General features: G+C 59.8%; 19 protein-coding genes. 5 read left to right on the top strand and 14 right to left on the bottom strand.

Features of this window, described 5'->3' with window-relative positions:
- Position 1 precedes the first annotated feature (1 nt).
- From PSUM_RS16055 to PSUM_RS16025, 6 genes are all read right to left on the bottom strand, one after another.
- Positions 2 to 1,246, bottom strand: a complete 1,245-nt coding sequence (locus tag PSUM_RS16055; protein ID WP_083348555.1) for a hypothetical protein — start codon at positions 1,244 to 1,246, stop codon at positions 2 to 4.
- Positions 1,243 to 2,448, bottom strand: coding sequence for an HlyD family secretion protein (locus tag PSUM_RS16050; protein ID WP_033040050.1), 1,206 nt, complete (start codon positions 2,446 to 2,448; stop codon positions 1,243 to 1,245). The genes PSUM_RS16055 and PSUM_RS16050 overlap by 4 nt, the downstream gene beginning before the upstream one ends.
- A 1,202-nt stretch (positions 2,449 to 3,650) precedes the next feature.
- On the bottom strand, positions 3,651 to 4,028 hold the full coding sequence (locus PSUM_RS16040) for a hypothetical protein (RefSeq protein WP_083348554.1): 378 nt from the start codon (positions 4,026 to 4,028) through the stop codon (positions 3,651 to 3,653).
- Positions 4,025 to 5,437, bottom strand: a complete 1,413-nt coding sequence (locus PSUM_RS16035; RefSeq protein WP_141195507.1) for a PAAR domain-containing protein — start codon at positions 5,435 to 5,437, stop codon at positions 4,025 to 4,027. Before PSUM_RS16035 ends, PSUM_RS16040 begins: the two co-directional genes overlap by 4 nt.
- 128 nt (positions 5,438 to 5,565) lie before the next feature.
- Positions 5,566 to 5,838, bottom strand: coding sequence for a hypothetical protein (locus PSUM_RS16030; protein WP_231989902.1), 273 nt, complete (start codon positions 5,836 to 5,838; stop codon positions 5,566 to 5,568).
- A 444-nt stretch (positions 5,839 to 6,282) separates the two neighbouring features.
- Positions 6,283 to 7,746, bottom strand: a complete 1,464-nt coding sequence (locus PSUM_RS16025; RefSeq protein WP_033043386.1) for a glyceraldehyde-3-phosphate dehydrogenase — start codon at positions 7,744 to 7,746, stop codon at positions 6,283 to 6,285.
- 362 nt (positions 7,747 to 8,108) lie between these two features.
- Here PSUM_RS16025 and mfd point away from each other — a divergent pair, with 362 nt between their 5' ends.
- Genes mfd through PSUM_RS16010 form a run of 3 tightly spaced genes read left to right on the top strand, consistent with a single transcriptional unit; the run spans position 8,109 to position 14,840 of the window.
- The gene (mfd, locus tag PSUM_RS16020; protein WP_083348552.1) at positions 8,109 to 11,558 is read left to right on the top strand and encodes a transcription-repair coupling factor; all 3,450 of its coding nucleotides are present in this window, start codon (positions 8,109 to 8,111) and stop codon (positions 11,556 to 11,558) included.
- 10 nt (positions 11,559 to 11,568) lie between these two features.
- Complete coding sequence (locus PSUM_RS16015) at positions 11,569 to 12,135, top strand: CsiV family protein (protein ID WP_083348551.1); 567 nt, start codon at positions 11,569 to 11,571, stop codon at positions 12,133 to 12,135.
- Positions 12,136 to 12,146: 11 nt separating this feature from the next.
- Positions 12,147 to 14,840: a DEAD/DEAH box helicase gene (locus PSUM_RS16010; protein ID WP_083348550.1), complete on the top strand. Its 2,694-nt coding sequence runs from the start codon at positions 12,147 to 12,149 to the stop codon at positions 14,838 to 14,840.
- A gap of 110 nt (positions 14,841 to 14,950) precedes the next feature.
- Here the strand turns inward: PSUM_RS16010 and PSUM_RS16005 are convergent, their stop codons facing one another.
- From PSUM_RS16005 to PSUM_RS15995, 3 genes are all read right to left on the bottom strand, one after another.
- Positions 14,951 to 15,691 carry an S-methyl-5'-thioinosine phosphorylase gene (locus tag PSUM_RS16005; protein WP_083348549.1) on the bottom strand — a complete coding sequence of 247 codons (741 nt, stop codon included), beginning with the start codon at positions 15,689 to 15,691 and terminating at the stop codon, positions 14,951 to 14,953.
- 12 nt (positions 15,692 to 15,703) lie between these two features.
- Complete coding sequence (gene nagZ / locus PSUM_RS16000) at positions 15,704 to 16,714, bottom strand: beta-N-acetylhexosaminidase (RefSeq protein ID WP_020798500.1); 1,011 nt, start codon at positions 16,712 to 16,714, stop codon at positions 15,704 to 15,706.
- 158 nt (positions 16,715 to 16,872) lie between these two features.
- A complete protein-coding gene (locus PSUM_RS15995; protein ID WP_020798502.1) occupies positions 16,873 to 17,580 on the bottom strand; it encodes a TetR/AcrR family transcriptional regulator in 708 nt (235 codons plus the stop codon).
- 229 nt (positions 17,581 to 17,809) lie between these two features.
- On the opposite strand from PSUM_RS15995, the gene lexA reads away from it, so the two are divergent.
- Entirely contained in the window at positions 17,810 to 18,418 is a 609-nt protein-coding gene (gene lexA, locus PSUM_RS15990; protein ID WP_008064450.1) for a transcriptional repressor LexA, read from the top strand.
- Positions 18,419 to 18,428: 10 nt separating this feature from the next.
- Entirely contained in the window at positions 18,429 to 18,902 is a 474-nt protein-coding gene (sulA, locus tag PSUM_RS15985) for an SOS-induced cell division inhibitor SulA (protein WP_020798503.1), read from the top strand.
- Between the two features lie 82 nt (positions 18,903 to 18,984).
- On the opposite strand, the gene PSUM_RS15980 is transcribed toward sulA, so the two are convergent.
- The 5 genes from PSUM_RS15980 to fadA form a co-directional block, all read right to left on the bottom strand.
- Positions 18,985 to 19,218, bottom strand: coding sequence for a hypothetical protein (locus tag PSUM_RS15980; RefSeq protein WP_083350130.1), 234 nt, complete (start codon positions 19,216 to 19,218; stop codon positions 18,985 to 18,987).
- A 142-nt stretch (positions 19,219 to 19,360) separates the two neighbouring features.
- Positions 19,361 to 19,885: a DUF6586 family protein gene (locus PSUM_RS15975; RefSeq protein ID WP_020798505.1), complete on the bottom strand. Its 525-nt coding sequence runs from the start codon at positions 19,883 to 19,885 to the stop codon at positions 19,361 to 19,363.
- 1,180 nt (positions 19,886 to 21,065) lie between these two features.
- The gene (topA, locus tag PSUM_RS15970) at positions 21,066 to 23,693 is read right to left on the bottom strand and encodes a type I DNA topoisomerase (protein ID WP_020800560.1); all 2,628 of its coding nucleotides are present in this window, start codon (positions 23,691 to 23,693) and stop codon (positions 21,066 to 21,068) included.
- Positions 23,694 to 23,807: 114 nt separating this feature from the next.
- Entirely contained in the window at positions 23,808 to 24,044 is a 237-nt protein-coding gene (locus PSUM_RS15965) for a DUF1653 domain-containing protein (RefSeq protein WP_020800559.1), read from the bottom strand.
- Between the two features lie 98 nt (positions 24,045 to 24,142).
- Positions 24,143 to 25,318 (bottom strand): acetyl-CoA C-acyltransferase FadA, encoded by a 1,176-nt coding sequence (fadA, locus tag PSUM_RS15960; RefSeq protein WP_033045454.1) that lies wholly within the window; start codon positions 25,316 to 25,318, stop codon positions 24,143 to 24,145.
- Between the last annotated feature and the right edge of the window lie 6 nt (positions 25,319 to 25,324).

Genomic DNA, 25,324 nt, shown 5'->3' with positions numbered 1-25,324 from the left:
GTCAGTCAGCCTCTCGCAAACCGGTAAAGGGATTGACGCCGGTGGCGGCAATGGCCACCCACGCTGTGGCGCCCAGGTGAGGCAGGTGGTAGTAGAAAAAATCGTTGCTGACCGAGTCCGGGCCTATGGCCAGCCCGGTACTGATGCGTTCTGCCGGTGTTGCGAACAGCCAGCCGTTGCCGGCCTGCTGGGCCAGCAGCACGCTCCACAACGGTTGCGCCTTGTCACTGAGCCCGCTCAAGCGCGCCACGGCAGCGGCCTGGGCGGTGCCCTCGGTCCACAGGCCATCGGGATCGCGATTGAAACCGTAACCTTCGCCGGCACGGTGAGCGCGGTCGATGAAGGCGAAAACGCGCCACCAGTCCTTGGGTGGCTCATGCAGGGCGATCAACGGCCAAATCTGCGCATCCAGCCCCGAGCGCACGCGGTCCGAGGTCTGGCCGTCCGCGCCCGTGCCGATCAGGAAACGCCCTTCCCCGGCGTCCCATTGGCTGGAGACAAACTGCCGGGCAATTTGCGCTTGCTTTGCCGCCTCCTGATTTGGGGCCACCGCGTCGAGTGCCGACCACGCCGCCGCGAGGTCGACATTGTGCTCGGTGGATTTCCAGTTCTGCTGGACCTGCTTGTCAAAGTACCCGTAATAGCCACCACTGAATCCGGCGGGCGCTTGCCCGTCGTAGGTGTTTTGCTGCGACCAGTGCAGGGCTTTTCGCGCGGCTTCCAGGTAGGACGCCTCACCGCTCTGGCGAAATGCTTCCAGCAGCGCCAATGCCGCCCAGGCTTGATTGCCGGTGGCGCTGCTGACTTGATAGGCGTCCTGGTTCCAGGCATTGCGCTCGACACTCCAATAGCCCGGCAACTTCATCGACGGCGCCGCCACCGGGCCGGCGGCGTAGGCGTTGCGCAGGCGTCCGTCCCGGTACTCCGGGTCATGGCCTGTGGCGAACGCCAATGCATCGGCGATCCGCCGCGCCGACCCGGCCTTGCCGCAGGCAAACAAGGCAATGCTCGCCAGTGCGTTGTCGTAGGTGAACGCCACGCCGCGCAACGCCAGGATCGGCGCAGGCTGGCCATCCAGCGGCGGATAACTGGCTACCAGCACCGGCCCCGCCGGCTGCGATGTCACGGCCTGATCCAGCGCCGCACAGGTCATTGCCGCCAGTTGCGGTTGGGCTTGTGCAGCCCATCCGCTTGCCGTGCCGATCATCAACATCAGCCCCACCATCGCTCGCAATACAATGCTCATGGCCGCGACACCTCGGCACTGGCCCACAACCCCGGGTTGCAGGTCATGGCGCGCTGGCTGTCCGTGAGGTCAGCGGCAAAGGTGCCGACCACGTACACGGAATTTTGCTCGGCATAGGGAAACGGCACGCTGTAGGTATTGGCGCGGATATCCGAGGCGCTGGACAACAACTGCACCACACTGGCCTTGAGGGGCTGGTCGAGGCCGCGAATTTTCACGGTGAGCACGCTGTCGCGGTCGATCTTGCTGGCCATGCGCTCGGGGAACACCGCGATCACATAGCTCTGCGCGCAATCGGTGGCCCGCAGCAAGGTCGAACCGGCCTGCACCAGCGTGCCTTGGGGCGCCAGCAGTTCCTGGACAGTACCGGGCGAATACGCCACGACGTCGTAGCCGGCCATCATCCGGACGCGGTTCTGCTCGGTTTCGATCAGTTGGTTGAGATTGTCGAGTTCCTGTTGATAGGTCACCCGGTTGCGCGCCTGATTCTCCAGGCTGAGTTTCAGCGTGGTCATTTGCGCGCTGAGATCGAACATGCGCAGTTGATCGGGATCGAGGTACACCTGTTTATTGGCGGCACTGACGTCACCATCGGTGATCCGCAACTGCGAACGGACCGACTCGGCCGCGCCTTGCAACGAAGCCAGCTGCGCTTTCGACGAAGCCACCACCGCACCACTGACCGCCCCTTGGACGAACAACTCGAGATTGCGCTCGACCGTTTCCTGGGCATCGATCAACCGCGCGCTGGCGGCACTGTTCTCGGCTTTCAAGGCTTTTTGCGTGTAAAGCTGGCGGGTGTGAAACGCGGCCTGGTAACGCTGGCTGGTTTTCTCCAGCTCCTCGTAATAACGCTGATCGTGCTCGGCCTGGCTGGCCGAAGACGACAGCTGTTGCTCCAGGGTCAGGCGCCGGGTTTGCAGGGTCAGCAAGGTTTCCTGGTTCGCCCGCGGATTTTCCACCACGGCAATCTTCTGGCCCTGGCTAAACGTCACCCCGGGCTTGACCGCCAGGGAACTCACCACGCCATCGATCGGCGTGGTCAACAGAATCACCGGCGCATTCAAAATCGCCCGGGTGGCAGAGGCCGACACCAGCGGCATGAGCAAGGTCGAGAGCAACAGCCAGACGATAAACCCCAGCACACCCAATCCCACCAGGCGCGGTAACAGCGATAACAACTTCGAGCGTTCTTGCGCCATGTTCAACTCTCCCGATAGACCAACCGCATAACAGCCAGGCAATAGCAGGCCTGACTGCGAAAACACTTTTGGCAGGGTGAGCAAACGCAATTGATCGCTGGACGGCAATTAAGCCGACGCTGATTGATATGATTTTTATTGTGAGGTGAGCGGGAATGGGATTCCCGTCTTTTTGGAGAGTTGCTGTGGAGCGTGACTATTGTGTTGCCCGAGGCAGAGCGGGCGGTGTCATTGGCGACACTAGATTCAGTGCCTTGGGGTGTCAAGTAAATGAATGGAGCAATTAAATGGCGTCAAATATGTAGCGGCCCGATGATTGGATCCACATAAGCCGTTTCAGCTGAGTTGATTGCCAAGCTGTTATTTTTACTAGTGATTTTTATTTTTTATTGCGAAATGAACTTTGTATCGATTTCTAGATAATTCTTAAATTTTTAGTGGAGAGATTAAAACGATATAAGTCACCCGTGATCGGCTTGTAGAACAACCTGTATTCAGGCGTTGGTGCGTTTAAGGGAATCAAGTACAAATGAAAACGGCACCTTATGGTGCCGTTCACATTTCTGCGCTTATTGGCTTGGCGAACAGATCTCCCCTGGGACACGCCAGATTTTTACTGAAATTTACCTGGGCCGATTCCAGCATGGGATGGCCAAGCATTAAATTACCTAAGCTCCACTAGTGCAAACGCAATCGCTCCCCAAACCACAATGACGCACGTCAGAATGGCCTTCGCTTTTAGCAGTCGCTTCAAGTTCAAAGGAAAGTTACGGAAATCATCAGGATCAAGATCCCCTGCACGAAGTCTCGGCCCAGGCCACATCACCACAAAGGTGATCTTTGCAACTAACATAATCCGACTCAGCCATCCGCCTCGCATCAATCCTGCAGCGCTAATAACGATATCGCGACTACCGCTCAAGGCCTCAACAAGGCGCTCCAAGTGACAGCGACTCAAGTACAGACTGTAAAAAAAGCTCACGTAACTCAGAAGGATTGGGCCAGCCACAAGCCAAAAAGCTAGCCAAGACGCCCAAAATTCTTCGGAGGTCATGGCCAATTTTTCTCATAGAGTATTTCCCCTGCTAGCTCACCTCCTTTACTGCCAACAGTCGTCCCCCCCAACGCGCCAACCCCAACTATTGCTGCGACACAAACGACACCACCTATACCTGTAGAGACTGGAATATCCACCAAGCTCCTTATATTTTTACCAGTAAGCATGCAACCACCAGCCAAATTGCACCACCAACCAGTATCACCGCATCAACTTGCAGAAGTCGTTTTAGATATGGAGGAAAGTTTTCAATATCGACAGGGTCCAGTTCACCGAGGCGGATTGACGTTTTTGGCATCATTACCACTCCGGTAATTTTGGTCACTAAGAGAAAGCACCCAAACCAACCCTGTTTCCGCAGACCTGGCCCCCAAATATAGATACAACGACTGTTCTTCAAAGCCTCCATCATGGCATCCAGGTGACGTCCCAGGTATAGGGCGTACGCGAAACTCACAAATCCCAGCAGTATTGGCCCGCCATTGAAAATCAGAGCCGCCCAGACAGGCCAACTGCTGTTCATGGCTGCATAGCCTCATACAGTGTCTCACCGATGACCTCTCCCCTTTCACCTCCATCGGTCGTACCCACCCAAGCCCCAACACCTATAAGCGTAGCGACGCAGACAACCCCTCCAATACCTGTAGTGACTCCAAGTGCCAGGCAGATTGGACCACTGGCAACCAGGCCTAGCCGTGCGCCCAGAATGCCGCCACCGGTGGACCCTAGAAATTTCCCCCCTTCAGTAAGCTTAACCTTCTCGCAAGCAGCGCCAGAATCCCCGACACAAACCGCCTGTATGGCCAACAATGAAGAAACCCCGCCAATTCCTATACCGATGTATCCACCAGTGCTCATGTACTTGGCAGCCCGACTGACCGCATTCACATGAGTCGCATAACCCGGTATCTGCCCAGGCGCCCCGGCCTTGTCCCAGTGGTGCACCAGGCTACGACTGGAAATGCCGAGGGCAGTCTTCAATTTGGGATGATCACCCAATGTGGTCACCCCACGAAGGCGCGTGGAATTCAGTAGATGGGCTTCCAGCTGGGCGAGCAGGCGCTGGCGCTCGGCGAAGAATTGCGGTGATTTAAGATGGCCGTGTTGGCGATAGGTTGCTTGATGCAGACGTTCCATCGCTTGAAGGGTGTCACGCAGTCGGGAAAGGTGCTTTTCCATCACCGCTGCACTGACACCGAGCCAGGTCGAAGTCTCGCCGGTAAAACTGGCGATTTCGGCGCCGTGGCGAAACATGAATTCCGCTTCTGTTGGCGTCAGGGGATCGAGGGCTGCCTTGACCTGTTGAGCGGTTTGCATGAGTTGGGCTTCCTGGTAGGTACAGGAAGTGTTGCTCGGATCGCTCAGCACGATCATTGAACCGGCTTTGAGGTCGCTTCGATCAGGGTTGAGCGCCTGGAACTTGCTCATGGTCGCGTGTTGGCGCGAGGGGAAAAGCGTGGCTTCCAGTTGTTCGCGGGTCATGCTGTTGGGGACAACGTAGAAGCCGGGTTCCGGTAGGTCTGCTTTGTTGAATGCGGCTGGTGCCGGATGACTGGAAGGAGCGAAACCGGATTGACGTGGCACTGCTGGCTGGGTGCTGGCAGTTGAAGCAGTTGGCTCAGCCGCTCTTCTGGACACCGGCGGTGCAGCGTCCGCTTTCGTGTAAGTTGCCGTGAGCACCGTGGGGATCAGACCGGCTCTACAAGGGCAGTTACTGTAGCTATCCAGCGTGCCAGCCATGGGCCTTCCATGACTGGTCATATACGAGATGCCACCGACGATCCGATAGGTCTTTCTGTCCTTTCCACAGGTGACTCGATCACCATCGCAGGCGTGGGCAACGCCATACATCATGATCCGGGTGTCACCATCAAGAACTGTACCGCCACAGGTGGTTCGGTCATTCAAACCGATGAAATGTCCTTCTCTCATTGAATTTCTTCTCCATGACTTCCGGTAGAGTCCAGAAGGTTTACGCCGAGGGGTTGCGACCGTCAGTTGCGTCAGCATTCAAGCAACGCCGCACTGAGACAGCCTTGGGCAGCGCCAGACTTGATCGCTCAGTCCGCGATAGCTGGCAGAAAATCCTTAACCATCGACTCCCCTTCGCGCGCAACAAACACCAAGCCGTCCTGCGGCGTATTGATGATCTCGTCGCCATTGCTGAGCAAGCTGCCGACCAACGCCACATCATTGTTAACCTGCCCGGCGCCTGTGATGATCTGCGCCGTACTGCCATCGACATACATGACGTAGTCGCCTTTGCGCGCTCCACGCACCGACTGTCCATTTTCCAGCTTGAACTCCTGCAGTCCGGTCCCTTGCTGGATCACTCCGCCGTTACGGGTATGACTGCCCTCGGTGGCAAAGCGGAAGATGGCGATGGCGGGATGTCATCAAGGTATGCCTGCTGTTCGCGAACAGTCGCCTGGGTTTCCTCATCGAATCGCGCAATGTGCTGCTCAGTGAAGTGCGGGGTGTCCAGGCTGCGGAGGTATTCTGGGGAAACAGCATTGCCATACAAGAACTAAAAGGGTGCATTCATTTCAAACTCCTTATCCTTGGAAGGGTGTTCAGAAATAATGCAGCGGACGCTAACAGCGTTGCGAGCCTCACGGCAGGGTCAAAAAGACGATTCAGAAGTTTCGCCGAAAGAAACAATCCTTTTCCTACAAGAGTCTTTCTAAAGAGCATTTATTCCGTAAGAAAAAGTCTTCACGCACAAACAAAAACGCCCCGACCTAAGTCGGGGCGTTTTCACGTGCAGCTAAAGGAGCTTAGCGCGGGAAAGCTGGCGGGTTTACACCGGCCATGTCTTCCATCACGCGAACCACCTGGCAGCTGTAACCGAATTCGTTGTCGTACCAGACGTACAGTACAACGCGGTTATCCTGGGTGATGGTCGCTTCAGCGTCCACGACGCCTGCGTGGCGCGAGCCAACGAAGTCGGTGGAAACCACTTCCTGCGAATTGACGTAGTCGATCTGCTTGTGCAGGTCCGAGTGCATGGCCATCTGGCGCAGGTACTCGTTGATCTCTTCGCGGGTGGTGGCCTTTTCCAGGTTCAGGTTCAGGATGGCCATCGACACGTTTGGCGTAGGAACGCGAATCGCGTTGCCGGTCAGCTTGCCCTTGAGCACTGGCAGTGCCTTGGCGGCTGCGGTGGCGGCACCGGTCTCGGTGATTACCATGTTCAGCGGCGCGGCGCGGCCACGACGGCTGCCCTTGTGGAAGTTGTCGATCAGGTTCTGGTCGTTGGTGAACGAGTGAACGGTTTCGACGTGGCCGTTGACGATGCCGAACTTGTCATTCACAGCCTTCAGCACCGGCACGATGGCGTTGGTGGTGCAGGATGCGGCCGAGATGATCTTGTCGTCAGGGCTGATGTCGCCATGGTTGATGCCGTGCACGATGTTCTTCAGCGCGCCCTTGCCAGGTGCGGTGAGGATCACGCGGGCAGCGCCCGGGCAGGCCAGGTGCTGGCCCAGGCCGTCGGCGTCACGCCATACACCGGTGTTGTCGACGATCAGTGCGTTCTCGATGCCGTACTGGGTGTAGTCGACTTCGGTCGGGCTCTTGGCGTAGATAACCTGGATCAGGTTGCCGTTGGCGGTGATGGTGTTGTTGGCTTCATCAATGGTGATGGTGCCATCGAACGGGCCATGAACCGAGTCGCGACGCAGCAGGCTGGCACGCTTGACCAGGTCGTTCTCGGCGCCCTTGCGCACGACGATGGCGCGCAGGCGCAGGCCGTCGCCGCCACCGGTTTTTTCGATCAGGATGCGCGCCAGCAGACGGCCGATACGACCGAAGCCGTACAGGACAACGTCGGTGCCTTTGCGGGCGGAAGCGTTCTGCTGGCCAACCACGTCTGCCAGCTCTTCACGCACGAACTGCTCGGCAGTACGGCCATTGCCTTCAGCCTTGAACTTGGCTGCCAGCTTGCCCAGGTCTACCGAAGCGGCGCCGAGCTTGAGCTCGCTCATCGCCTTGAGCAGCGGGAATGTTTCGTGGACGGACAGCTCGGTATCGTCGGTTTGACGGTGACGAGCAAAGCGGTGAGCTTTGAGAATCGCAATGACTGAACGATTGATCAGGCTGCGGCCATAGATCGAGCTCACCACATTGTTATTGCGGTAAAGCTGACCGATAAGCGGAATCATCGCTTCTGCGAGTGCTTCACGGTCGATCCATTCACCAAGACACTGGTCGGGCTTCTGAGTCACGGGAACCTTCCACATGTAGGGGCAGAAAAAAGGGGCTACATTATGCCGCCGCGCGCCTCGTGTAGCAATGCGCGCTTGTCGCACCGCCAGTAACAAAATCCCTTTCAAAAAAATCGCGCACCGCTGAAACCCAATGAAACCGGGGCCTCCAGCTTCGTCAATTTTTTGGGTACAGCGCAACCTTGTCCGTAACCATCCGTAACACCGGTTGGTTTTGCCACTACATAATCGCTAATTTCCGGTAAAAAACACCGCGATTTTGTCTTTACCACTACATTTCTCCTTACCCACGTAATAGACACATCAGCGACTGACAGCCGGCACCCGGGACCGCTACAATTACCGACTTTGTCGCAACGCTTGGAGCTCAACCTTCCGTGCCCGTTCTGCGTCTACCGCTTCTCCCTGCCGCGGCAGGTAAACAGCACTGGGGCAACCTGCCCGGTGCCGCCCTGAGCCTGGCCATCGCCGAGGCCGCCAGCGCTGCCAAGCGCTTTACCCTGCTGCTCACAGCCGACAGCCAAAGTGCCGAACGACTGGAACAGGAGCTGGGTTTCTTCGCCCCGGATTTGCCCGTGCTGCATTTCCCCGACTGGGAAACCCTGCCCTACGACCTGTTCTCGCCGCACCAGGACATCATTTCCCAGCGCATTTCGGCGCTTTATCGATTGCCGGAACTGAGTCATGGCGTGCTGGTGGTGCCGATCACCACTGCGCTGCACCGCCTGGCGCCGACCAAATTTTTGCTCGGCAGCAGCCTGGTCCTGGACGTCGGCCAGAAGCTAGACGTCGAGCAAATGCGCACCCGCCTCGAGGCCACAGGCTATCGCTACGTCGATACCGTGTACGAACATGGCGAATTCACCGTGCGCGGCTCCTTGATCGACCTGTTCCCGATGGGCAGCAAGCTGCCTTATCGGATCGACCTGTTCGACGACGAAATCGAAACCCTGCGCACCTTCGACCCGGAAAACCAGCGCTCCATCGACAAGGTCGATTCGGTCAAGCTGCTGCCGGCCAAGGAATTCCCGCTGGAGAAAGAAGCCGTCACCCGCTTCAAGGCACGGTTTCGCGAGCGCTTCGATGTCGACTTCCGGCGCTGCCCGATCTTCCAGGACCTGAACAGCGGGATTACCCCCGCCGGCATCGAGTACTACCTGCCGCTGTTCTTCGAAGAAACCTCGACGCTGTTCGATTACCTGCCTCAGGACACGCAAGTGTTCTCGTTGCCAGGCATCGAGCAGGCCGCGGAAAATTTCTGGAACGACGTGCGCAATCGTTATGAAGAGCGGCGCGTCGATCCTTCGCGTCCTTTATTACCGCCTGCCGAGTTGTTCCTGCCAGTAGAAGACTGCTTCGCCCGCCTGAAAAACTGGCCGCGAGTGGTCGCCAGCCAACAGGATGTGGAGTCCGGCGCTGGCCGCGAGCGCTTCCCCGCAAGGGAATTGCCGAACCTGGCCATCGAAGCCAAGGCCACCCAGCCGCTGGCGGCGCTCTCGGGTTTCCTCGACGAGTTCCCTGGGCGCGTGCTGTTCACCGCCGAATCCGCGGGCCGTCGCGAAGTGCTGCTCGAACTGCTGGAACGCCTGAAGCTGCGACCGAAGACCGTCGACAGCTGGCCGGACTTTGTCGCCAGCAAGGAGCGCCTGGCGATCACCATCGCGCCGCTGGACGAAGGCCTGCTGCTGGATGATCCGGCCCTGGCGCTGGTCGCCGAAAGCCCGTTGTTCGGCCAGCGCGTGATGCAGCGCCGACGCCGTGAGAAGCGCGCCGACGCCAACAACGACGCGGTCATCAAGAACCTCACCGAGCTGCGCGAAGGCGCGCCGGTGGTGCACATCGATCACGGTGTCGGCCGCTACCTGGGGCTGACGATCCTAGAAATCGACAACCAGGCCGCCGAATTCCTCACCCTTGAATACGCGGAAAACGCCAAGCTTTATGTGCCGGTGGCCAACCTGCACCTGATCGCCCGCTACACCGGCAGCGACGACGCCCTCGCCCCGTTGCATCGCCTGGGCTCCGAGACCTGGCAAAAAGCCAAGCGCAAGGCCGCTGAACAGGTGCGCGACGTCGCGGCTGAATTGCTCGATATCTACGCACGCCGCGCCGCTCGTGAAGGGTATGCCTTCGCCGACCCGAAAGCCGATTACGCCACCTTCAGCGCCGGCTTCCCGTTCGAAGAAACGCCAGACCAGCAAACCACCATCGAAGCGGTGCGCGAAGACATGCTCGCGCCCAAGCCGATGGATCGCCTGGTGTGTGGCGACGTCGGCTTCGGCAAGACCGAAGTGGCCATGCGCGCAGCGTTCATTGCGGTGCACGGCGGTCGCCAGGTGGCGATCCTGGTACCGACCACCCTGCTCGCCCAGCAGCACTACAACAGCTTCCGCGACCGCTTCGCCGACTGGCCGGTGAGCGTGGAAGTGATGAGCCGCTTCAAGTCGGCTAAAGAGGTGAACGCGGCGATCGCCGACCTGGCCGAAGGCAAGATCGACATTGTCATCGGCACGCACAAGCTGCTGTCCGACGATGTGAAAATCAAAAACCTGGGCCTGGTGATCATCGACGAAGAACACCGCTTCGGTGTCCGCCAGAAAGAACAGCTCAAGGCGCTGCGCAGCGAAGTCGACATCCTCACCCTGACCGCAACGCCGATTCCGCGCACGCTGAACATGGCCGTGTCGGGCATGCGCGACCTGTCGATCATTGCCACGCCGCCGGCCCGTCGCCTGTCGGTGCGCACCTTCGTCATGGAGCAGAACAAGAGCACGGTTAAAGAGGCCCTGCTACGTGAGCTGCTGCGCGGCGGCCAGGTCTATTACCTGCACAACGACGTCAAGACCATCGAGAAATGCGCCGCCGACCTCGCCGAACTGGTACCGGAAGCGCGGATCGGCATCGGCCACGGGCAGATGCGCGAGCGCGAACTCGAACAGGTGATGAGCGACTTCTACCACAAGCGCTTCAACGTGCTGATCGCCTCGACCATCATCGAGACCGGCATCGACGTGCCGAGCGCCAACACCATCATCATCGAGCGCGCTGACAAGTTCGGCCTGGCGCAGTTGCACCAGTTGCGCGGTCGGGTCGGTCGCAGTCACCACCAGGCCTACGCCTATCTGCTGACGCCACCGCGCCAGCAGATCACCGCGGACGCGGAAAAGCGCCTGGAAGCGATCGCCAACACCCAGGACCTCGGCGCGGGCTTTGTGCTCGCCACCAACGACCTGGAAATCCGCGGCGCCGGCGAATTGCTTGGCGACGGCCAGAGCGGGCAGATCCAGGCGGTCGGTTTCACGCTGTACATGGAAATGCTCGAGCGCGCGGTGAAGTCGATCCGCAAGGGCGAACAGCCCAACCTCGATCAACCGCTGGGCGGTGGTCCGGAAGTCAACCTGCGCGTACCGGCGTTGATTCCCGAAGACTATCTGCCGGACGTCCATGCCCGCCTGATTCTCTACAAGCGCATCGCTTCGGCCACCGACGAGGACGGCCTCAAGGACCTGCAGGTCGAGATGATCGACCGTTTCGGCCTGTTGCCCGAGCCGACCAAGAACCTGATGCGCATCACCGCACTGAAATTGCAGGCCGAATTGCTGGGCATCAAGAAAGTCGACGGCGGCCCGCAGGGTGGTCGAATCGAATTCGCGACACAAACCCCGGTCGACCCCCTGACCCTGATCAAGTTGATCCAGAGCCAGCCCAAGCGCTACAAATTCGAAGGCGCGACGATGTTTAAATTCCAGGTCCCGATGGAGCGCCCGGAAGAACGCTTTAATACTGTAGAGGCGCTGTTTGAGCGTCTTATCCCGAAAACTGCTTGAAGGACGCCGCATGCGCCTGTTTCGCTCACTGACCTTGTTGATAACCCTGGTCGCCCCTTCGGTGTTTGCCGATGACCTGTATCAGATTGAAATGATTCTGGTGCGGCAGAATGCCGTGCCGGCGATTATCAGCCGTGCCGCGCCGGAAGACTGGGCCGCAGGCGCGCAAACCGTCAGCCCTGACAGCCTGCGCACGCCGAGCCTCAACAACGAAGTGGAAAAACTCACCGCCAGCAATGAATACAGCGTGCTGCTGCACAAGGCGTGGCAGCAGACGCTCGGCGAGACACCGGTCAAGGTGGCGGTCAGCGACGGCAAGGAACAGTACGGCCAGTACCCGATCGAAGGCACCCTGAACCTGACGCTGGGACGCTTCACCGATGTAGATGCCGATTTCTGGGTCAACCAGTTCAACGAAGACGGCCTGGTCACCGCCAGCGAACGCCTGAAACAGGAAAGCCATACCAAGAACGGCCAGCTCAATTTCCTCGACAACGGCCACCTGGGCCTGCTGATCAAGATCACCTCATTGACGGCGCCCGCTCCCCGGGAAGCCCCTGAAGTCGTCCCGGACTGATCGAGCCCCCCATGTCCGCGACCCTGAGCAAACCCCTGGCACCTTCCTGGGTCAGCCGATTCAAGGAACAGAGCCTGGAGCGCGGTCGCCGGTATGCCCTGGAGAATCGCGTCAGGATCGTCGAGGTCGGCGACGCGACGATCACCGCGGCGTGCGAAGGCTCTGGCGGTAACGTTTACCGTCAGACCATTCGCCTGCGCGAGTCGGCCAAAGGCACCTTGCTGATGGTCGATGCCACCTGCTCCTGCCCGGTGCACAGCAACTGCAAACATTGCGCAGCGGTGCTCCTGCAAATCCAGGAAACCCTCGACTACCCCGCCGCCGCCAAAGACGCCGAACTCCTGGAAAAACTCCAGGCGGTGCTGGAAAACCGCAGCCCCAAGGCACCACCGCAAGTGCTGGTGGACAACGTGCAACCGGTACCGCGCCTGTGGCTGGCGAGCATTGAGTTCAGCGCCTTCGAACCGCGCAACGGGCGAATGCAGCGTTACATCCAGCATCGCGCGGCGCTGTCTTTCGGTTACCTGGACGAGTACGTTTCAGGCCAGAAGAATGCCGACATCCTGATTCGCCAGGAGACCCAGACACTGCGGATAAAACGCCACCCGGACGTCGAACAGTCCTACCGGGAGCAGCTGCGAATCCTCGGTTTCAAGATCGCCACCCGGCAAAGCAAGGCCCTGCCGGAAAGCGCTGGCGAACTGTTCGAGATGGTCAACGACAGCGCCTGGCTGACCTTCACCCTCAATGAGTTGCCAAAGTTGCGCACCCAGGGTTGGGAGCTGCAGATCAACGAGGACTTCGGCTTCGACCTGACGGCCGTGGACGACTGGTACGCCACGGTCGAACAGGTTCCGGAGCGCGACTGGTTCGACCTGGAGCTGGGGATCATCGTCAATGGCGAGCGGCTGAGCCTGTTGCCGATCCTGTTGAACCTGATGCGCTCCCACACCGAACTGCTCAATCCGGAACGCCTCGCTCGCCGGCGCGACGACGAGCTGATCCTGGTCAACATACCCAGCCGGCCGAACGCCGAGCACGGCCCCCTGCAAGTCGCCCTGCCCTTCGGCCGCCTGAAACCGGTACTGGCGACGCTTGGCGAGTTCTACCTTCAAGAACCTGGCGAAACCACGCTGCGCCTGAGCAAGGCCGACGCCACGCGTCTCAACTCGCTGGAAGACCTGCCACTGCTCTGGGAAGGTGGCGAGCAGATCCGCAGCTTTGCCCAACGCCTGCGCGACATCAAGGACTACACCGCCTCGGCGCCGGACGGGCTGAACGCGACACTGCGCCCCTATCAGCTCGAGGGCCTGAGCTGGATGCAGTCGTTACGCCAACTGGAAGTCGGCGGCATCCTCGCGGACGACATGGGCCTGGGCAAAACCCTGCAGACCCTGGCGCACATCCTCAGCGAGAAAAACGCCGGTCGCCTCGATCGCCCCTGCATGGTGGTGATGCCCACCAGCCTGATTCCCAACTGGCTCGACGAAGCGGCGCACTTCACTCCGCAACTCAAGGTACTGGCACTGTACGGCGCCAGTCGCAAAAAACATTTCGACAACCTCGCCGATTACGACCTGATCCTGACCACCTATGCCTTGCTGCCCAAGGACGTGGAACGCCTGGCGGCGCAGCCCTTGCACGTGCTGGTACTGGACGAAGCGCAATACATCAAGAACCCCAACAGCAAGGCCGCCCAGGCTGCCCGTGAGCTCAATGCCCGCCAGCGCCTGTGCCTGAGCGGCACGCCACTGGAAAACCACCTGGGCGAACTGTGGTCACTGTTTCACTTCCTGCTGCCGGGCTGGCTCGGCAACGTCAAAAGCTTCAACAGTGATTACCGGGTGCCCATCGAAAAGCGCGCCAGCGAAGTCAGGCTTCAACACCTCAACAGCCGGATCAAACCCTTCCTGCTGCGTCGCACCAAGGAACAGGTGGCAACCGAGTTGCCGCCGAAAACCGAGATCATCCACTGGGTCGAACTCAACGAAACCCAGCGCGACCTGTACGAAACCATGCGCCTGGCCATGGACAAGAAAGTCCGCGACGAAATCACCCGCAAGGGCGTGGCGCGCAGTCAGATCATCATCCTCGAGGCGCTGCTCAAGCTGCGCCAGGTGTGTTGCGATCTGCGCCTGGTCAATGAAGCCACCCTTCCGGCGCGGGGCAGCACCTCGGGCAAGCTCGACAGCCTGATGGAAATGCTCGAAGAGCTGTTCGAGGAAGGCCGCAAGATTCTATTGTTCTCGCAGTTCACCTCAATGCTGGCATTGATCGAAGAAGAACTGAACAAGCGCGGCGTGCCCTACGCGCTACTGACCGGACAGACCCGCGACCGTCGTACACCGGTGAAGGAATTCCAGAGCGGCAAGCGTCAGATTTTTCTCATCAGCCTGAAGGCCGGTGGTGTTGGCCTGAACCTGACGGAAGCCGATACCGTGATCCATTACGACCCCTGGTGGAACCCGGCAACGGAAAACCAGGCCACCGACCGCGCCTATCGCATCGGCCAGGAAAAGCCGGTGTTCGTCTACAAACTGATCGCGCGCGGCACGGTGGAAGAGAAGATCCAGCACCTGCAGAAGGAAAAATCCGACCTGGCGGCGGGCGTGCTGGATGGACGACAGGCCGGGGACTGGAAGTTGCAGAGCGATGACATCGAGGCGCTGTTTGCGCCGTTGCCGGATAAGCTGGAGAAGCGTTAAAGTTTGCAGCGCCTGACAAATAGTCTTCGCGAGCAGGCTCGCTCCCACAGGAATGTCACCGAACCTGTGGGAGCGAGCCTGCTCGCGAAGGGAGCGACTCGGTATATCGGCTAGTCAGCCCGGAGCACCCGCGCCAACGTAGACCTCACCCTAACCATCCCCTCTCCTAACGCTCGCTCGATCTCTGTCATGCTGATCACCGATGCCGACTTGCCCGCTGCCGGATTCACCACCAGCGCCAGGCAGGCGTAATCCAGCTGCAGCTCGCGGGCCAGGGCCGCTTCGGGCATCCCGGTCATGCCAACGATGTCGCAACCATCGCGCTCCAGGCGCAGGATCTCGGCGGCGGTTTCCAGCCGCGGACCCTGCATGCAGGCATAGACGCCCCGATCGCTGAAACCCGCGCCTTCGACCACCAGCGCTGCAATCAAGCGCTGGCGTAGCGATTCGCTGTAGGGGTAGGTGAAATCGATATGGGTCACCGGCTCCAGGTCATCGGCAAAGTAGCTGTGCTCGCGGCCACTGGTGTAGTCGATCAATTGATGCGGCACGCAGAAATGCCCGGTACCCATCGCCCCGTTGATGCCGCCCACTGCGTTGACTGCCAGGATGGCCTCGGCACCGGCCTGCTTCAGCGCCCAGAGATTGGCGCGATAATTCACCCGATGCGGCGCAAAACGGTGCGGGTGACCATGACGGGCGAGAAACAGCACTTCGCTGCCGGCATATTCGCCAATCTGCACTTCTGCAGACGGCGCACCGTAGGGAGTGTCCAGCGCCAATGACTGGCGAATCTGCAGGCCTTCCAGCCGGGTCAGGCCGCTGCCGCCGATAATCGCGTAAACCGTCATGGCGCCCCCTTCTCAATCGATAAGTTGTGCATCCCTGAGCGCACCGACGGCCGCCAACCAGCGCGGGTCCTGGCGGTATTCGGTGCTCGCATGCGCCTGGCCGCGCATCCGTGCAATGCGCGCCGACGGCTTGACCTGCAAACGCTGGGCGGCACTCAAGGCCAGTTCGGCGGCTGCGCGGTCGTTGCACACCAGGCCCATGTCGCAGCCGGCGGTCAACGCCGCTTCGATACGGCTGGCGGCATCGCCCACCACGTGGGCACCGGCCATGGACAGGTCGTCGCTGAAAATTACCCCGTCGAACTGCAGTTCGCCCCGCAGGATGTCCTGCAGCCAGCGCCGCGAGAAGCCCGCCGGCTGGGTATCGACCTGTGGATAAATAACGTGGGCAGGCATGACGGCGGCCAGCTGTTTGCTCAACTTGGCGAAAGGCACCAGGTCATGGGCACGAATCTGCTCGAGGCTGCGCTCGTCATTGGGGATCGCGACGTGGGAATCCGCCTCGGCCCAGCCGTGGCCAGGGAAATGCTTGCCGGTGGCGGCCATGCCCGCGCTGTTCATGCCGCGAATGAAAGCACCGGCCAGCAGCGCAGCACGCTGCGGATCCGCTTCGAACGAACGGGTCCCGACCACGGCGCTGCGCTGGTGATCGAGATCCAGCACCGGGGCGAAGCTCAGGTCCAAGCCAACGGCAAGCACCTCGGTGGCCATGATCCAGCCGCACTGTTCGGCCAGGTATTCGGCGTTCGGGTTGTCGGCAATGGCGCGCATCGCCGGCAGGCGCACGAAGCCCTGGCGCAGGCGCTGGACCCGCCCGCCCTCCTGATCCACCGCCAGCAGGAGGTCGGGACGAATGGCGCGGATCGCCGCGCTCAACTCGCGGACCTGGCGCGGATGTTCGATGTTGCGGGCGAAAATGATCAGGCCGCCCACTTCGGGCTGGCGCAACAATTGGCGATCTTCAGCCGTCAGCCAGGTACCGGCGACGTCCACCATCAACGAGCCTTGCAGGCCAGCAGTCATAACAATTCCTTGATAACGATAAACCCGGCTCGCAACGATACGCCGCCCTGGGCTGCACCCGGGAGGTCGGCGATCATCGGTGGGAACGGGTTCAAAACGAGAGTCGGCATGGGCGGCTAGCTTATCGGATGCCAGCTGCCGCGCCCACCCATGAGCGGCTAAACCTTGGCGGCAACCGGTGTCGATTTGCTACGAGGACGCAGTTGCGCGGTGGCCATGGCCGAGTCGGTGACACCGGATTCGGCACGCATGCCGGCTGCCAGGAACGGCACCATCAGGCGCATGACCTGCTCGATGGAGGTATTGACCCCGAAGTCGGTTTCGGCGATGGCGCGCAAGGCCTTGATACCGGACATACTGAACGCGGCCGCACCCAGCATGAAGTGCACGCGCCAGAACAGTTCGATCGGCGGGATGCGCGGGGCAGCCTCGTTGACCAGCAACATGTAGCGGCGAAACACCTTGCCGTACATATCTTCCAGGTAGCGGCGCAAATGCCCCTGGCTCTGGCTGAAGGCCAGTCCGAGCAATCGCATGAAAATGGACAGGTCGTTGCCGCTGCGTGGCTGCACCACCAGGGCTTGCTCGACGAGGATTTCCAGCAATTCCTCGAGCGAAGGCTTGTTATCTGGCTTGGCCTGGCGCCGCTCCAACTCTTTATCGAGGCTGATGCAGAATGGCCCCAGGAAGCGCGAGAAGACGGCCTGGATCAGCGCCTTCTTGGAACCGAAGTGATAGTTCACCGCCGCCAGGTTCACACCCGCTTTGCTGGTGATCAAACGCAACGAGGTTTCGGCGAAACCTTTTTCCGCGAACAACTGCTCGGCAGCATCGAGAATGCGTTCAACGGTTTCCGACTGGGCCATGGCTACTCCGCCTGACAAACACTTGTTTGAAACATACGTTTCAGCCCGTGCGTTGTCAAGTCTGGCAGTTCGTTTCGGGAATGGTCGGTCATGCATTTAACCACACAACCGCAAAGCTTCCATCAGCCGGTTGAGCGACCGTCTGGCGGCGCACAAAAAAAGGGGCATTGCCAAGACCGTTCCACTGTATATAATCCCAGTCACTGTATAAAAAGACAGAGCGATCAATATGCTAAAGCTGACGCCACGCCAAGCCGAGATTCTGGCCTTTATCAAACGCTGCCTGGAAGACAACGGCTACCCGCCGACCCGCGCGGAAATCGCTCAGGAACTGGGTTTCAAATCGCCTAACGCGGCAGAAGAACACCTCAAGGCGCTGGCCCGCAAGGGCGCGATCGAGATGACTCCGGGAGCTTCGCGCGGTATTCGCATTCCCGGTTTCGAGGCCAAGGCCGACGACTCCAGCCTGCCAATCATTGGCCGCGTCGCGGCTGGCGCGCCGATCCTCGCCCAGCAACACGTTGAAGAGTCCTGCAACATCAACCCTGCGTTCTTCCACCCACGCGCCGATTACCTGCTGCGCGTGCACGGCATGAGCATGAAGGATGTGGGTATCTTCGACGGCGACCTGCTGGCCGTCCACACCACCCGCGAAGCCCGCAACGGCCAGATCGTGGTTGCGCGAATCGGCGACGAAGTCACCGTCAAGCGCTTCAAGCGCGACGGTAGCAAAGTCTGGTTGCTGGCTGAAAACCCCGAGTTTGCCCCTATCGAAGTGAACCTGAAAGATCAGGAACTGGTGATCGAAGGCTTGAGCGTCGGCGTCATTCGCCGCTAAAGGAGGCTTTATGCAGTTCCCCTACACATCACAGCAAGCACAACTGCCACTTCAGTTCGAGGCATTCATGGCACAGCCAATGGCGCCAATCCTGAAGGAAGTGGAGTCGCCCTGGAGCGCCGAACCCGAAGTGTTCAGTGAACTGTCTTTGCGTGGTGCAGCCGGGAACTGCCTGAACCTTCTGGCGCCGATCCTGCGCGAGCTCAGCCAGGACCAGGATGCTCGCTGGCTGACCCTGATCGCCCCGCCTGCCAGCCTGACCCAGGCCTGGCTGAGGGATGCCGGACTCAATCGCGAACGCATCCTGCTGCTACAACCCCGTGGCGCCCAAAGCGCCCAGCAACTGACTTGCGAAGCCCTTCGCCTTGGTCGCAGCCACACAGTGGTCAGCTGGCTCAACCCGTTGAGCAAAATCTCACGGCAACAACTGATCAGCGCCGCCCGGACCGGGGACGCTCAAAGCCTGAATATTCGACTGGGTTAACGGCACACGCTGAACGCGAGGGGCTTCTGCAAGGATAGAGAAGCCTATTGAAGGCAGTGCCGGAAAAACCGACAGGCGGAGATCAATGAAGGACCCGCGCCCCCTCTTCCTTCTCGAATTCACCTTCAACCATACGTCCCGCCATCTGCACACCGACGCTCAACATCGCCTTGGCGACTTCCACGTGCTGGCCTTGCAGGAACGCCTTGGCATCCTCGGAGAAATCCAAAGTAACCAGAGAACCCTCGTCCTCTGCCCTGCGCAGTTCGATTCGGCCGTCTGGTAACTCGACAATTTCTAGAAAGGACGTTGGCATAAAGGTCTGTTCTCCACGGAAGGCGAGCATTATATAGGCATCAGCCGAGCTTCGCTCGGGATCTTGACCAGATACCCTTGCAAAAATGACTCGGCAGCCGAGCAAACAACCCCAAGGGTCGCCTGCTGCGCTGTTTAGTTGATCAGCACTCGTTCAAGCCTTCGCGAAAACGGATGGCCAGGCTTTTCAGGTTTTGCCGCCAGCTCTCCAGCTCCTCACGACCCAGCTCCTGAGGTGCCTCTTCTTCATCGAGATTTACCGCCACGATCAACGGCTGCGTCACATCACCTTTAGGCTTGCGCGGCGCTCGAGGCGGCTGGAACAACGCAGCATGGGCAGCCAGCAACTTGGCCAGCCAGGTTTCCGGGTTGTTGGCCAGCTCGACCATCTCGGCCATTTCCGGAATGGCGATACTTTCCAGCACTTCGCGGGTCAGCAACGATTCGGCCCGGGAAGCATTAGCCTGGGGCAAACGATAGAAACCGGCGATTTCGTGACACAAGCCCAACAAGGCTCCGTAGAGATGAAACAACGCCGATTCTCGCTCCGCCTGGATCAGCGCCAAGGCATTCATCGCCCGCCCCTGTTCGGCCTTGGCGAGCGCTTCCAGCGACAGGCCGGCGAAATAAATCTTCTGGTTGGTACGGGTATAGAGTTCGTGGGCCATGACGGCAGCCTCCACAACGAAATAATTGCTTCACGCAGGTCAGACAGTGTCGTGGATCAACTCCTTCTCCCGCAAGCATTGTCTGATCCCGAATGACACTCCCACTCAATAAATTGCCACCATCCTTGTGAATGAAACCGCTCCTTGCAGAAAAAGTGCACCACTCCCGATCAGGGCGGCCGACCCCGCGTCAAAGCCTGTGGGAAATGGTTGTCTGAGTACATATCCATTCCTGCGGTAACGGCCACCTAGGGTTTCGCTCTTACAGCGACTCACTTTTCAAAACCGGAAACACCAAAAAGTAAGCAAAAGGCTTTGCCCCACCACTTGGTGCCTCGCTAGGGCTTTGCTCCGTGGGTCGCCGCGATGGGCCATCCATGGCCCAGCGCGGCTAAACCGGCGTCCTGCCGGTTTAGCCACTGCGCAATGCCTGCGTTCGGCCATCGTGGTTAATGGGGCACCCAGATCAAAAACAAAAGCGAGGCGGCCTTAAAGCCGACCTGACTTTTACGGCTGCACCTAATTCCTTGTGGGAGCCAGCCTGCTGGCGATGGAGGTCAACGATAACGCGCCCTGTCTGGATGAACGCATTGCCTGGTAGTCCATCGCCAGCAGGCTGGCTCCCACAATGGGATCGCGGACAGCCCTGCAATCAGGTCGGCTTTAAGGCCGCCTCGCTTTCGCGGTTGATCTTGATCTGGCTTTTGATTTTCTTGCCCCATCGAGAGGCCGAGTGAAGGTTCTGGGCAGTGGGTAAACCGGCATGGATGCCGGTTTAGCCGCGCTGGGCCAAGGATGGCCCATCACGGCGGGCCCACGGAGCAGGACCGGAGCGAGGGCATGCCGAGCCTTAGCGAGGGGCCGAACGCCAGGGGCAAGAGCCCTTGGTTACTTAGGGCCGGGCGGCGTTCCGTGCTTCCAAGTGACTCGCTGTAAGAGCGAAACCATAAGTGGCCGTTACCGCAGGAATGGATATGTACGCGTCAACAAACAATAGATCGTCTGCCAGGACGCCTTCGCCGGCAAGCCGGGCTCCTACAGTAAATCGGGTATGTCCGCGAGGGATTGGTCGGCTGGCGGGCCGCCTTCGCCGGCAACCCGAAACTCCGCAGACAACGGGCACAAAAAAGCCGCATGAAAACCCGAAGGTTCTCATGCGGCTTTTTCGGTTTGGCGACTTTTACGCCTTCGCAGCCGGCCGCTTGTCCTCGACCTTCCACTTGCCACCGTCGTAGAACGCCTTCCAGCCAGTCGGCTTACCGTCGACTTCGGACTGTACGTATTGCTCCTTGGTCTTGCGGCTGTAACGGATCACGGCAGGCAGGCCATCCGGATCTTTCTTTGGCGCTTCGCACAGGAAGTGGTACTTCGGATCGATCTCATCCTTGTGCGGCACGATCTCGAGCACCAGCGGTGCGCGGGTCTCGCGGTTTTTCGGGAACTGGCTGGCGGCCAGGAACAGGCCCGACGCACCGTCGCGCAGGATGTAGGTGTCGTTGACCTTTTCGCATTTCAGCTCAGGCATCTTCACCGGGTCCATCTTCGGCGGCGCCGCATCACCGCTTTTCAGCAGTTTGCGGGTGTTCTTGCAGGTCGGGTTGGTGCAACCGAAGAACTTGCCGAAACGGCCGGTCTTGAGCTGCATCTCGCTGCCGCACTTGTCGCATTCCAGGCTCGGACCTTCATAGCCCTTGATGCGATAGGTGCCCTCTTCGATTTCATAACCATCGCAATCCGGGTTGTTACCACAGATGTGCAGCTTGCGCTTCTCGTCCAGCAGGTAGGCGTCCATTGCCGTGCTGCAGATCGGGCAGCGGTGCTTGCCACGCAGCACCAGCGATTCCGACTCACCCTCGTCGTCTGCGGCGATTTCATCGCCCGGCACCAGGTTGACGGTCGCCTTGCAGCGTTCTTTCGGTGGCAGGCTGTAGCCCGAGCAACCGAGGAATACGCCGGTCGACGCGGTACGAATCTGCATCGGACGCCCGCAAGTGGTGCACGGAATATCCGTCATCACTGGCTGGTTGGCGCGCATGCCACCGTCCGGACTCTCGGCTACCTCGAGTTTCTTCTTGAAGTCGCCGTAGAACTCATCGAGCACGTTTTTCCAGTCGCGTTCGCCCTGGGCCACGTCGTCGAGGTGCTCTTCCATGCCGGCGGTGAAGCCGTAGTCCATCAGGTTGGAGAAGCTTTCGGCCAGGCGCTCGGTGACGATGTCGCCCATCTTTTCCGAATAGAAGCGACGGTTGTGCAGCGCCACGTAGCCGCGGTCCTGGATGGTCGAAATGATCGCCGCGTAGGTCGAAGGACGACCGATGCCGCGTTTTTCCATTTCCTTGACCAGGCTGGCTTCCGAGTAACGCGCCGGTGGCTTGGTGAAGTGCTGGGTCGGATCAAGCTTGATCAGCTTCATCGCGTCGCCCTGGGCCATGTCCGGCAGTACGTCGTCGTCGCCCGGCTTGGCGATTTGCGGCATGACGCGGGTGTAGCCGTCGAACTTGAGGATACGGCCCTTGGCACGCAGCTCGAAGTCGCCGGCACCGACGGTGACTGTGGTCGACAGGTATTGCGCCGGCAGCATCTGGCAGGCGAGGAACTGGCGCCAGATCAGCTCGTAGAGGCGCTCTGCATCACGCTCCATCCCCGACAGCTTGCTTGGCTCAGTGTTGGCGTCAGACGGACGAATCGCTTCGTGAGCCTCTTGTGCGCCTTCCTTGCTGCTGTAGACGTTCGGGTTTTCCGGCAGGTACTTCTTGCCGAACTCGCTTTCAATATAAGTACGCGCCATCGCCACGGCATCGGCCGAGAGGTTGGTGGAGTCGGTACGCATGTAGGTGATGTAGCCGGCTTCGTACAGACGCTGGGCCATCATCATGGTTTTCTTCACGCCAAAGCCCAGGCGGTTACTCGCGGCCTGCTGCAAGGTGGACGTGATGAACGGTGCCGACGGCTTGCTGCTGGTCGGCTTGTCTTCGCGCTTGACGATGCTGTAGCTGGAAGACTTGAGTTTCTCCAGCGCCGCCATGGCCTGGGCTTCGTTGAGCGGCTTGAAGGCTTCGCCCTTCTCCCGAGCCACGTCGAAACGCACGGTCGCGCCCTTGGCGGTGCCGAGGTCGGCGTGGACTTCCCAGTACTCTTCCGGGATGAACGCGCGGATTTCACGCTCGCGCTCCACCACCAGCTTCACGGCAACCGACTGCACACGACCGGCGGACAGGCCACGGGCGATCTTGGCCCACAGCAGCGGCGACACCATGTAACCCACCACGCGGTCGAGGAAACGACGCGCCTGCTGGGCGTTGACCCGATCGATGTCCAGCTCGCCTGGCTGGGAAAAGGCTTCCTGGATCGCCTTCTTGGTGATTTCGTTGAACACCACGCGCTTGTAGCGGCTGTCGTCACCACCAATGGCTTCGCGCAGGTGCCAGGCAATGGCTTCCCCCTCGCGATCCAAGTCGGTTGCGAGATAGATGGTGTCAGCATCCTTGGCGAGCCGGCGCAGCTCTTCGATGACCTTTTCCTTGCCCGGAAGGATCTCGTACTTGGCTTTCCAGCCGTGATCGGGATCGACACCCATGCGCGCGACCAGCTGCTTGCGCGCCTTTTCCTTCGGCGACAAGGCCGGCGCTTCGCCCGCGGCAGCCTTGCCGCGCTTGGCGGCTGGCTCTTTGCTGGCGCTAGCCGAACCGCTGGTGGGCAGGTCTCGGATATGGCCGATACTCGACTTCACCACGTATTCGTTGCCCAAATACTTGTTGATGGTCTTGGCCTTAGCCGGGGATTCCACAATGACCAGCGATTTGCCCATGGATCAGAAAATTCCTGAATTCTAGAAGTGAAAGGCGGTTGGCGCCTGACGCGGCACCGCTATATATAGTGGCTACAAGGTGAGGTCAAGCGCAGGGTTTTGCGCGCACTCAGCTTATGGCTTGTTAAAAAGGCTTGGCTCGGCTTGCACCAAAGCAAAGCGCGGCACCTGTTCGCCGTCAACCTCGACCGACTCCAGGAACATGCTCAAGGGGCGTACCCAAAAGCCGTAATCGCCATACAGGGCTTGGTAGAAGACCACTTCTTCCTCGGTTTCCGAATGCCGCGCGACACTGAACACACGGTACTGCGGACCTTTGTAATGTTGGTAGAGCCCAGGTTGTATCGGCATGCTTCGGCCCTCACTCAAATCAGCTTTAAATAAAAAATAAAAAAATCCGCAAAAACAAAAACCGGGGCACTTGGCCCCGGCTTCCGTCAACGCAACGCTTAAACGCGTTCGAAGACGGTGGAGATGCCTTGGCCGAGACCAATGCACATGGTGGCTACCCCAAGGTTGCCGCCATTCTGCTTCATCACGTTCAGCAAAGTGCCGGAAATCCGCGCACCGGAGCAACCGAACGGGTGACCCAGGGCGATCGCGCCGCCGTGCAGGTTAACCTTCTCGTTCATCTTGTCGAGCACTTTCAGATCTTTCAACACTGGCAAGGCCTGTGCGGCGAAAGCTTCGTTGAGCTCGAAGTAGTCGATGTCGGAGATACTCAGACCCGCACGCTTCAATGCTTTGTGCGTGGCCGGTACTGGACCATAGCCCATGATCGCCGGGTCCACACCTGCCACTGCCATCGAGCGGATTACCGCCAGAGGCTGGATGCCCAGGTCCTGCGCACGCTGCGCCGACATCACGATCATGCACGAGGCACCGTCGGTGATCTGCGACGAAGTACCAGCGGTCACGGTGCCACCCTTTGGATTGAAAGCAGGCTTGAGAGCCGCCAGGCTTTCCAGGGTAGTTTCCGGACGAATGGTTTCGTCGTAGTCGAAGGTTTTCAGGAAACCGTTCTCGTCGTAGCCCTGCATCGGGATGATTTCGTCCTTGAACTTGCCTTCCACGGTCGCCTTGTGGGCGAGTTGGTGGGAGCGCAAGCCAAAAGCGTCCTGCTGTTCGCGAGTGATGCCGTGCATCTTGCCCAGCATTTCCGCGGTCAGGCCCATCATGCCCGAAGCTTTTGCCGCGTACAGCGACATGTGCGGGTTCGGATCGACACCGTGCATCATGCTCACGTGACCCATATGCTCGACGCCGCCAACCACGAAAACGTCACCGTTACCGGTCATGATCGCTTGCGCAGCCGTGTGCAGGGCACTCATCGACGAGCCACACAGGCGACTGACGGTCTGGCCGGCCGAGGTGTGCGGGATCTGGGTCATCAGCGACGCCATGCGCGCGATGTTCCAGCCCTGCTCCAGGGTCTGGTTCACACAGCCCCAGATCACGTCTTCAACTTCAGCTGGGTCGACCTTGACGTTGCGTTCCAGCAGCTTGCTGATCAGGTGCGCCGACATGTCTTCGGCGCGGGTGTTGCGGTGCATGCCGCCCTTGGAGCGGCCCATCGGAGTACGACCGAAGTCGACAATCACGACGTCTCTTGGATTCAAGCTCATAAAATT

Source organism: Pseudomonas umsongensis, from assembly GCF_002236105.1.
GTDB lineage: Bacteria > Pseudomonadota > Gammaproteobacteria > Pseudomonadales > Pseudomonadaceae > Aquipseudomonas > Aquipseudomonas umsongensis.
Note: the sequence above shows the minus strand (reverse complement) of the source record. Positions and strands in the feature narration are given on the sequence as shown.

Bases quoted from the DNA above. Each gene is read 5' to 3' on its own strand.
- PSUM_RS16055 (WP_083348555.1), bottom strand. From the start codon at position 1,246: ATGAGCATTGTATTGCGAGCGATGGTGGGGCTGATGTTGATGATCGGC.
- PSUM_RS16050 (WP_033040050.1), bottom strand. From the start codon at position 2,448: ATGGCGCAAGAACGCTCGAAGTTGTTATCGCTGTTACCGCGCCTGGTG.
- PSUM_RS16040 (WP_083348554.1), bottom strand. From the start codon at position 4,028: ATGAACAGCAGTTGGCCTGTCTGGGCGGCTCTGATTTTCAATGGCGGG.
- PSUM_RS16035 (WP_141195507.1), bottom strand. From the start codon at position 5,437: ATGAGAGAAGGACATTTCATCGGTTTGAATGACCGAACCACCTGTGGC.
- PSUM_RS16025 (WP_033043386.1), bottom strand. From the start codon at position 7,746: ATGTGGAAGGTTCCCGTGACTCAGAAGCCCGACCAGTGTCTTGGTGAA.
- PSUM_RS16015 (WP_083348551.1), top strand. From the start codon at position 11,569: ATGCGCCTGTTTCGCTCACTGACCTTGTTGATAACCCTGGTCGCCCCT.
- PSUM_RS16010 (WP_083348550.1), top strand. From the start codon at position 12,147: ATGTCCGCGACCCTGAGCAAACCCCTGGCACCTTCCTGGGTCAGCCGA.
- PSUM_RS16005 (WP_083348549.1), bottom strand. From the start codon at position 15,691: ATGACGGTTTACGCGATTATCGGCGGCAGCGGCCTGACCCGGCTGGAA.
- nagZ (WP_020798500.1), bottom strand. From the start codon at position 16,714: ATGACTGCTGGCCTGCAAGGCTCGTTGATGGTGGACGTCGCCGGTACC.
- PSUM_RS15995 (WP_020798502.1), bottom strand. From the start codon at position 17,580: ATGGCCCAGTCGGAAACCGTTGAACGCATTCTCGATGCTGCCGAGCAG.
- lexA (WP_008064450.1), top strand. From the start codon at position 17,810: ATGCTAAAGCTGACGCCACGCCAAGCCGAGATTCTGGCCTTTATCAAA.
- sulA (WP_020798503.1), top strand. From the start codon at position 18,429: ATGCAGTTCCCCTACACATCACAGCAAGCACAACTGCCACTTCAGTTC.
- PSUM_RS15980 (WP_083350130.1), bottom strand. From the start codon at position 19,218: ATGCCAACGTCCTTTCTAGAAATTGTCGAGTTACCAGACGGCCGAATC.
- PSUM_RS15975 (WP_020798505.1), bottom strand. From the start codon at position 19,885: ATGGCCCACGAACTCTATACCCGTACCAACCAGAAGATTTATTTCGCC.
- topA (WP_020800560.1), bottom strand. From the start codon at position 23,693: ATGGGCAAATCGCTGGTCATTGTGGAATCCCCGGCTAAGGCCAAGACC.
- PSUM_RS15965 (WP_020800559.1), bottom strand. From the start codon at position 24,044: ATGCCGATACAACCTGGGCTCTACCAACATTACAAAGGTCCGCAGTAC.
- fadA (WP_033045454.1), bottom strand. From the start codon at position 25,318: ATGAGCTTGAATCCAAGAGACGTCGTGATTGTCGACTTCGGTCGTACT.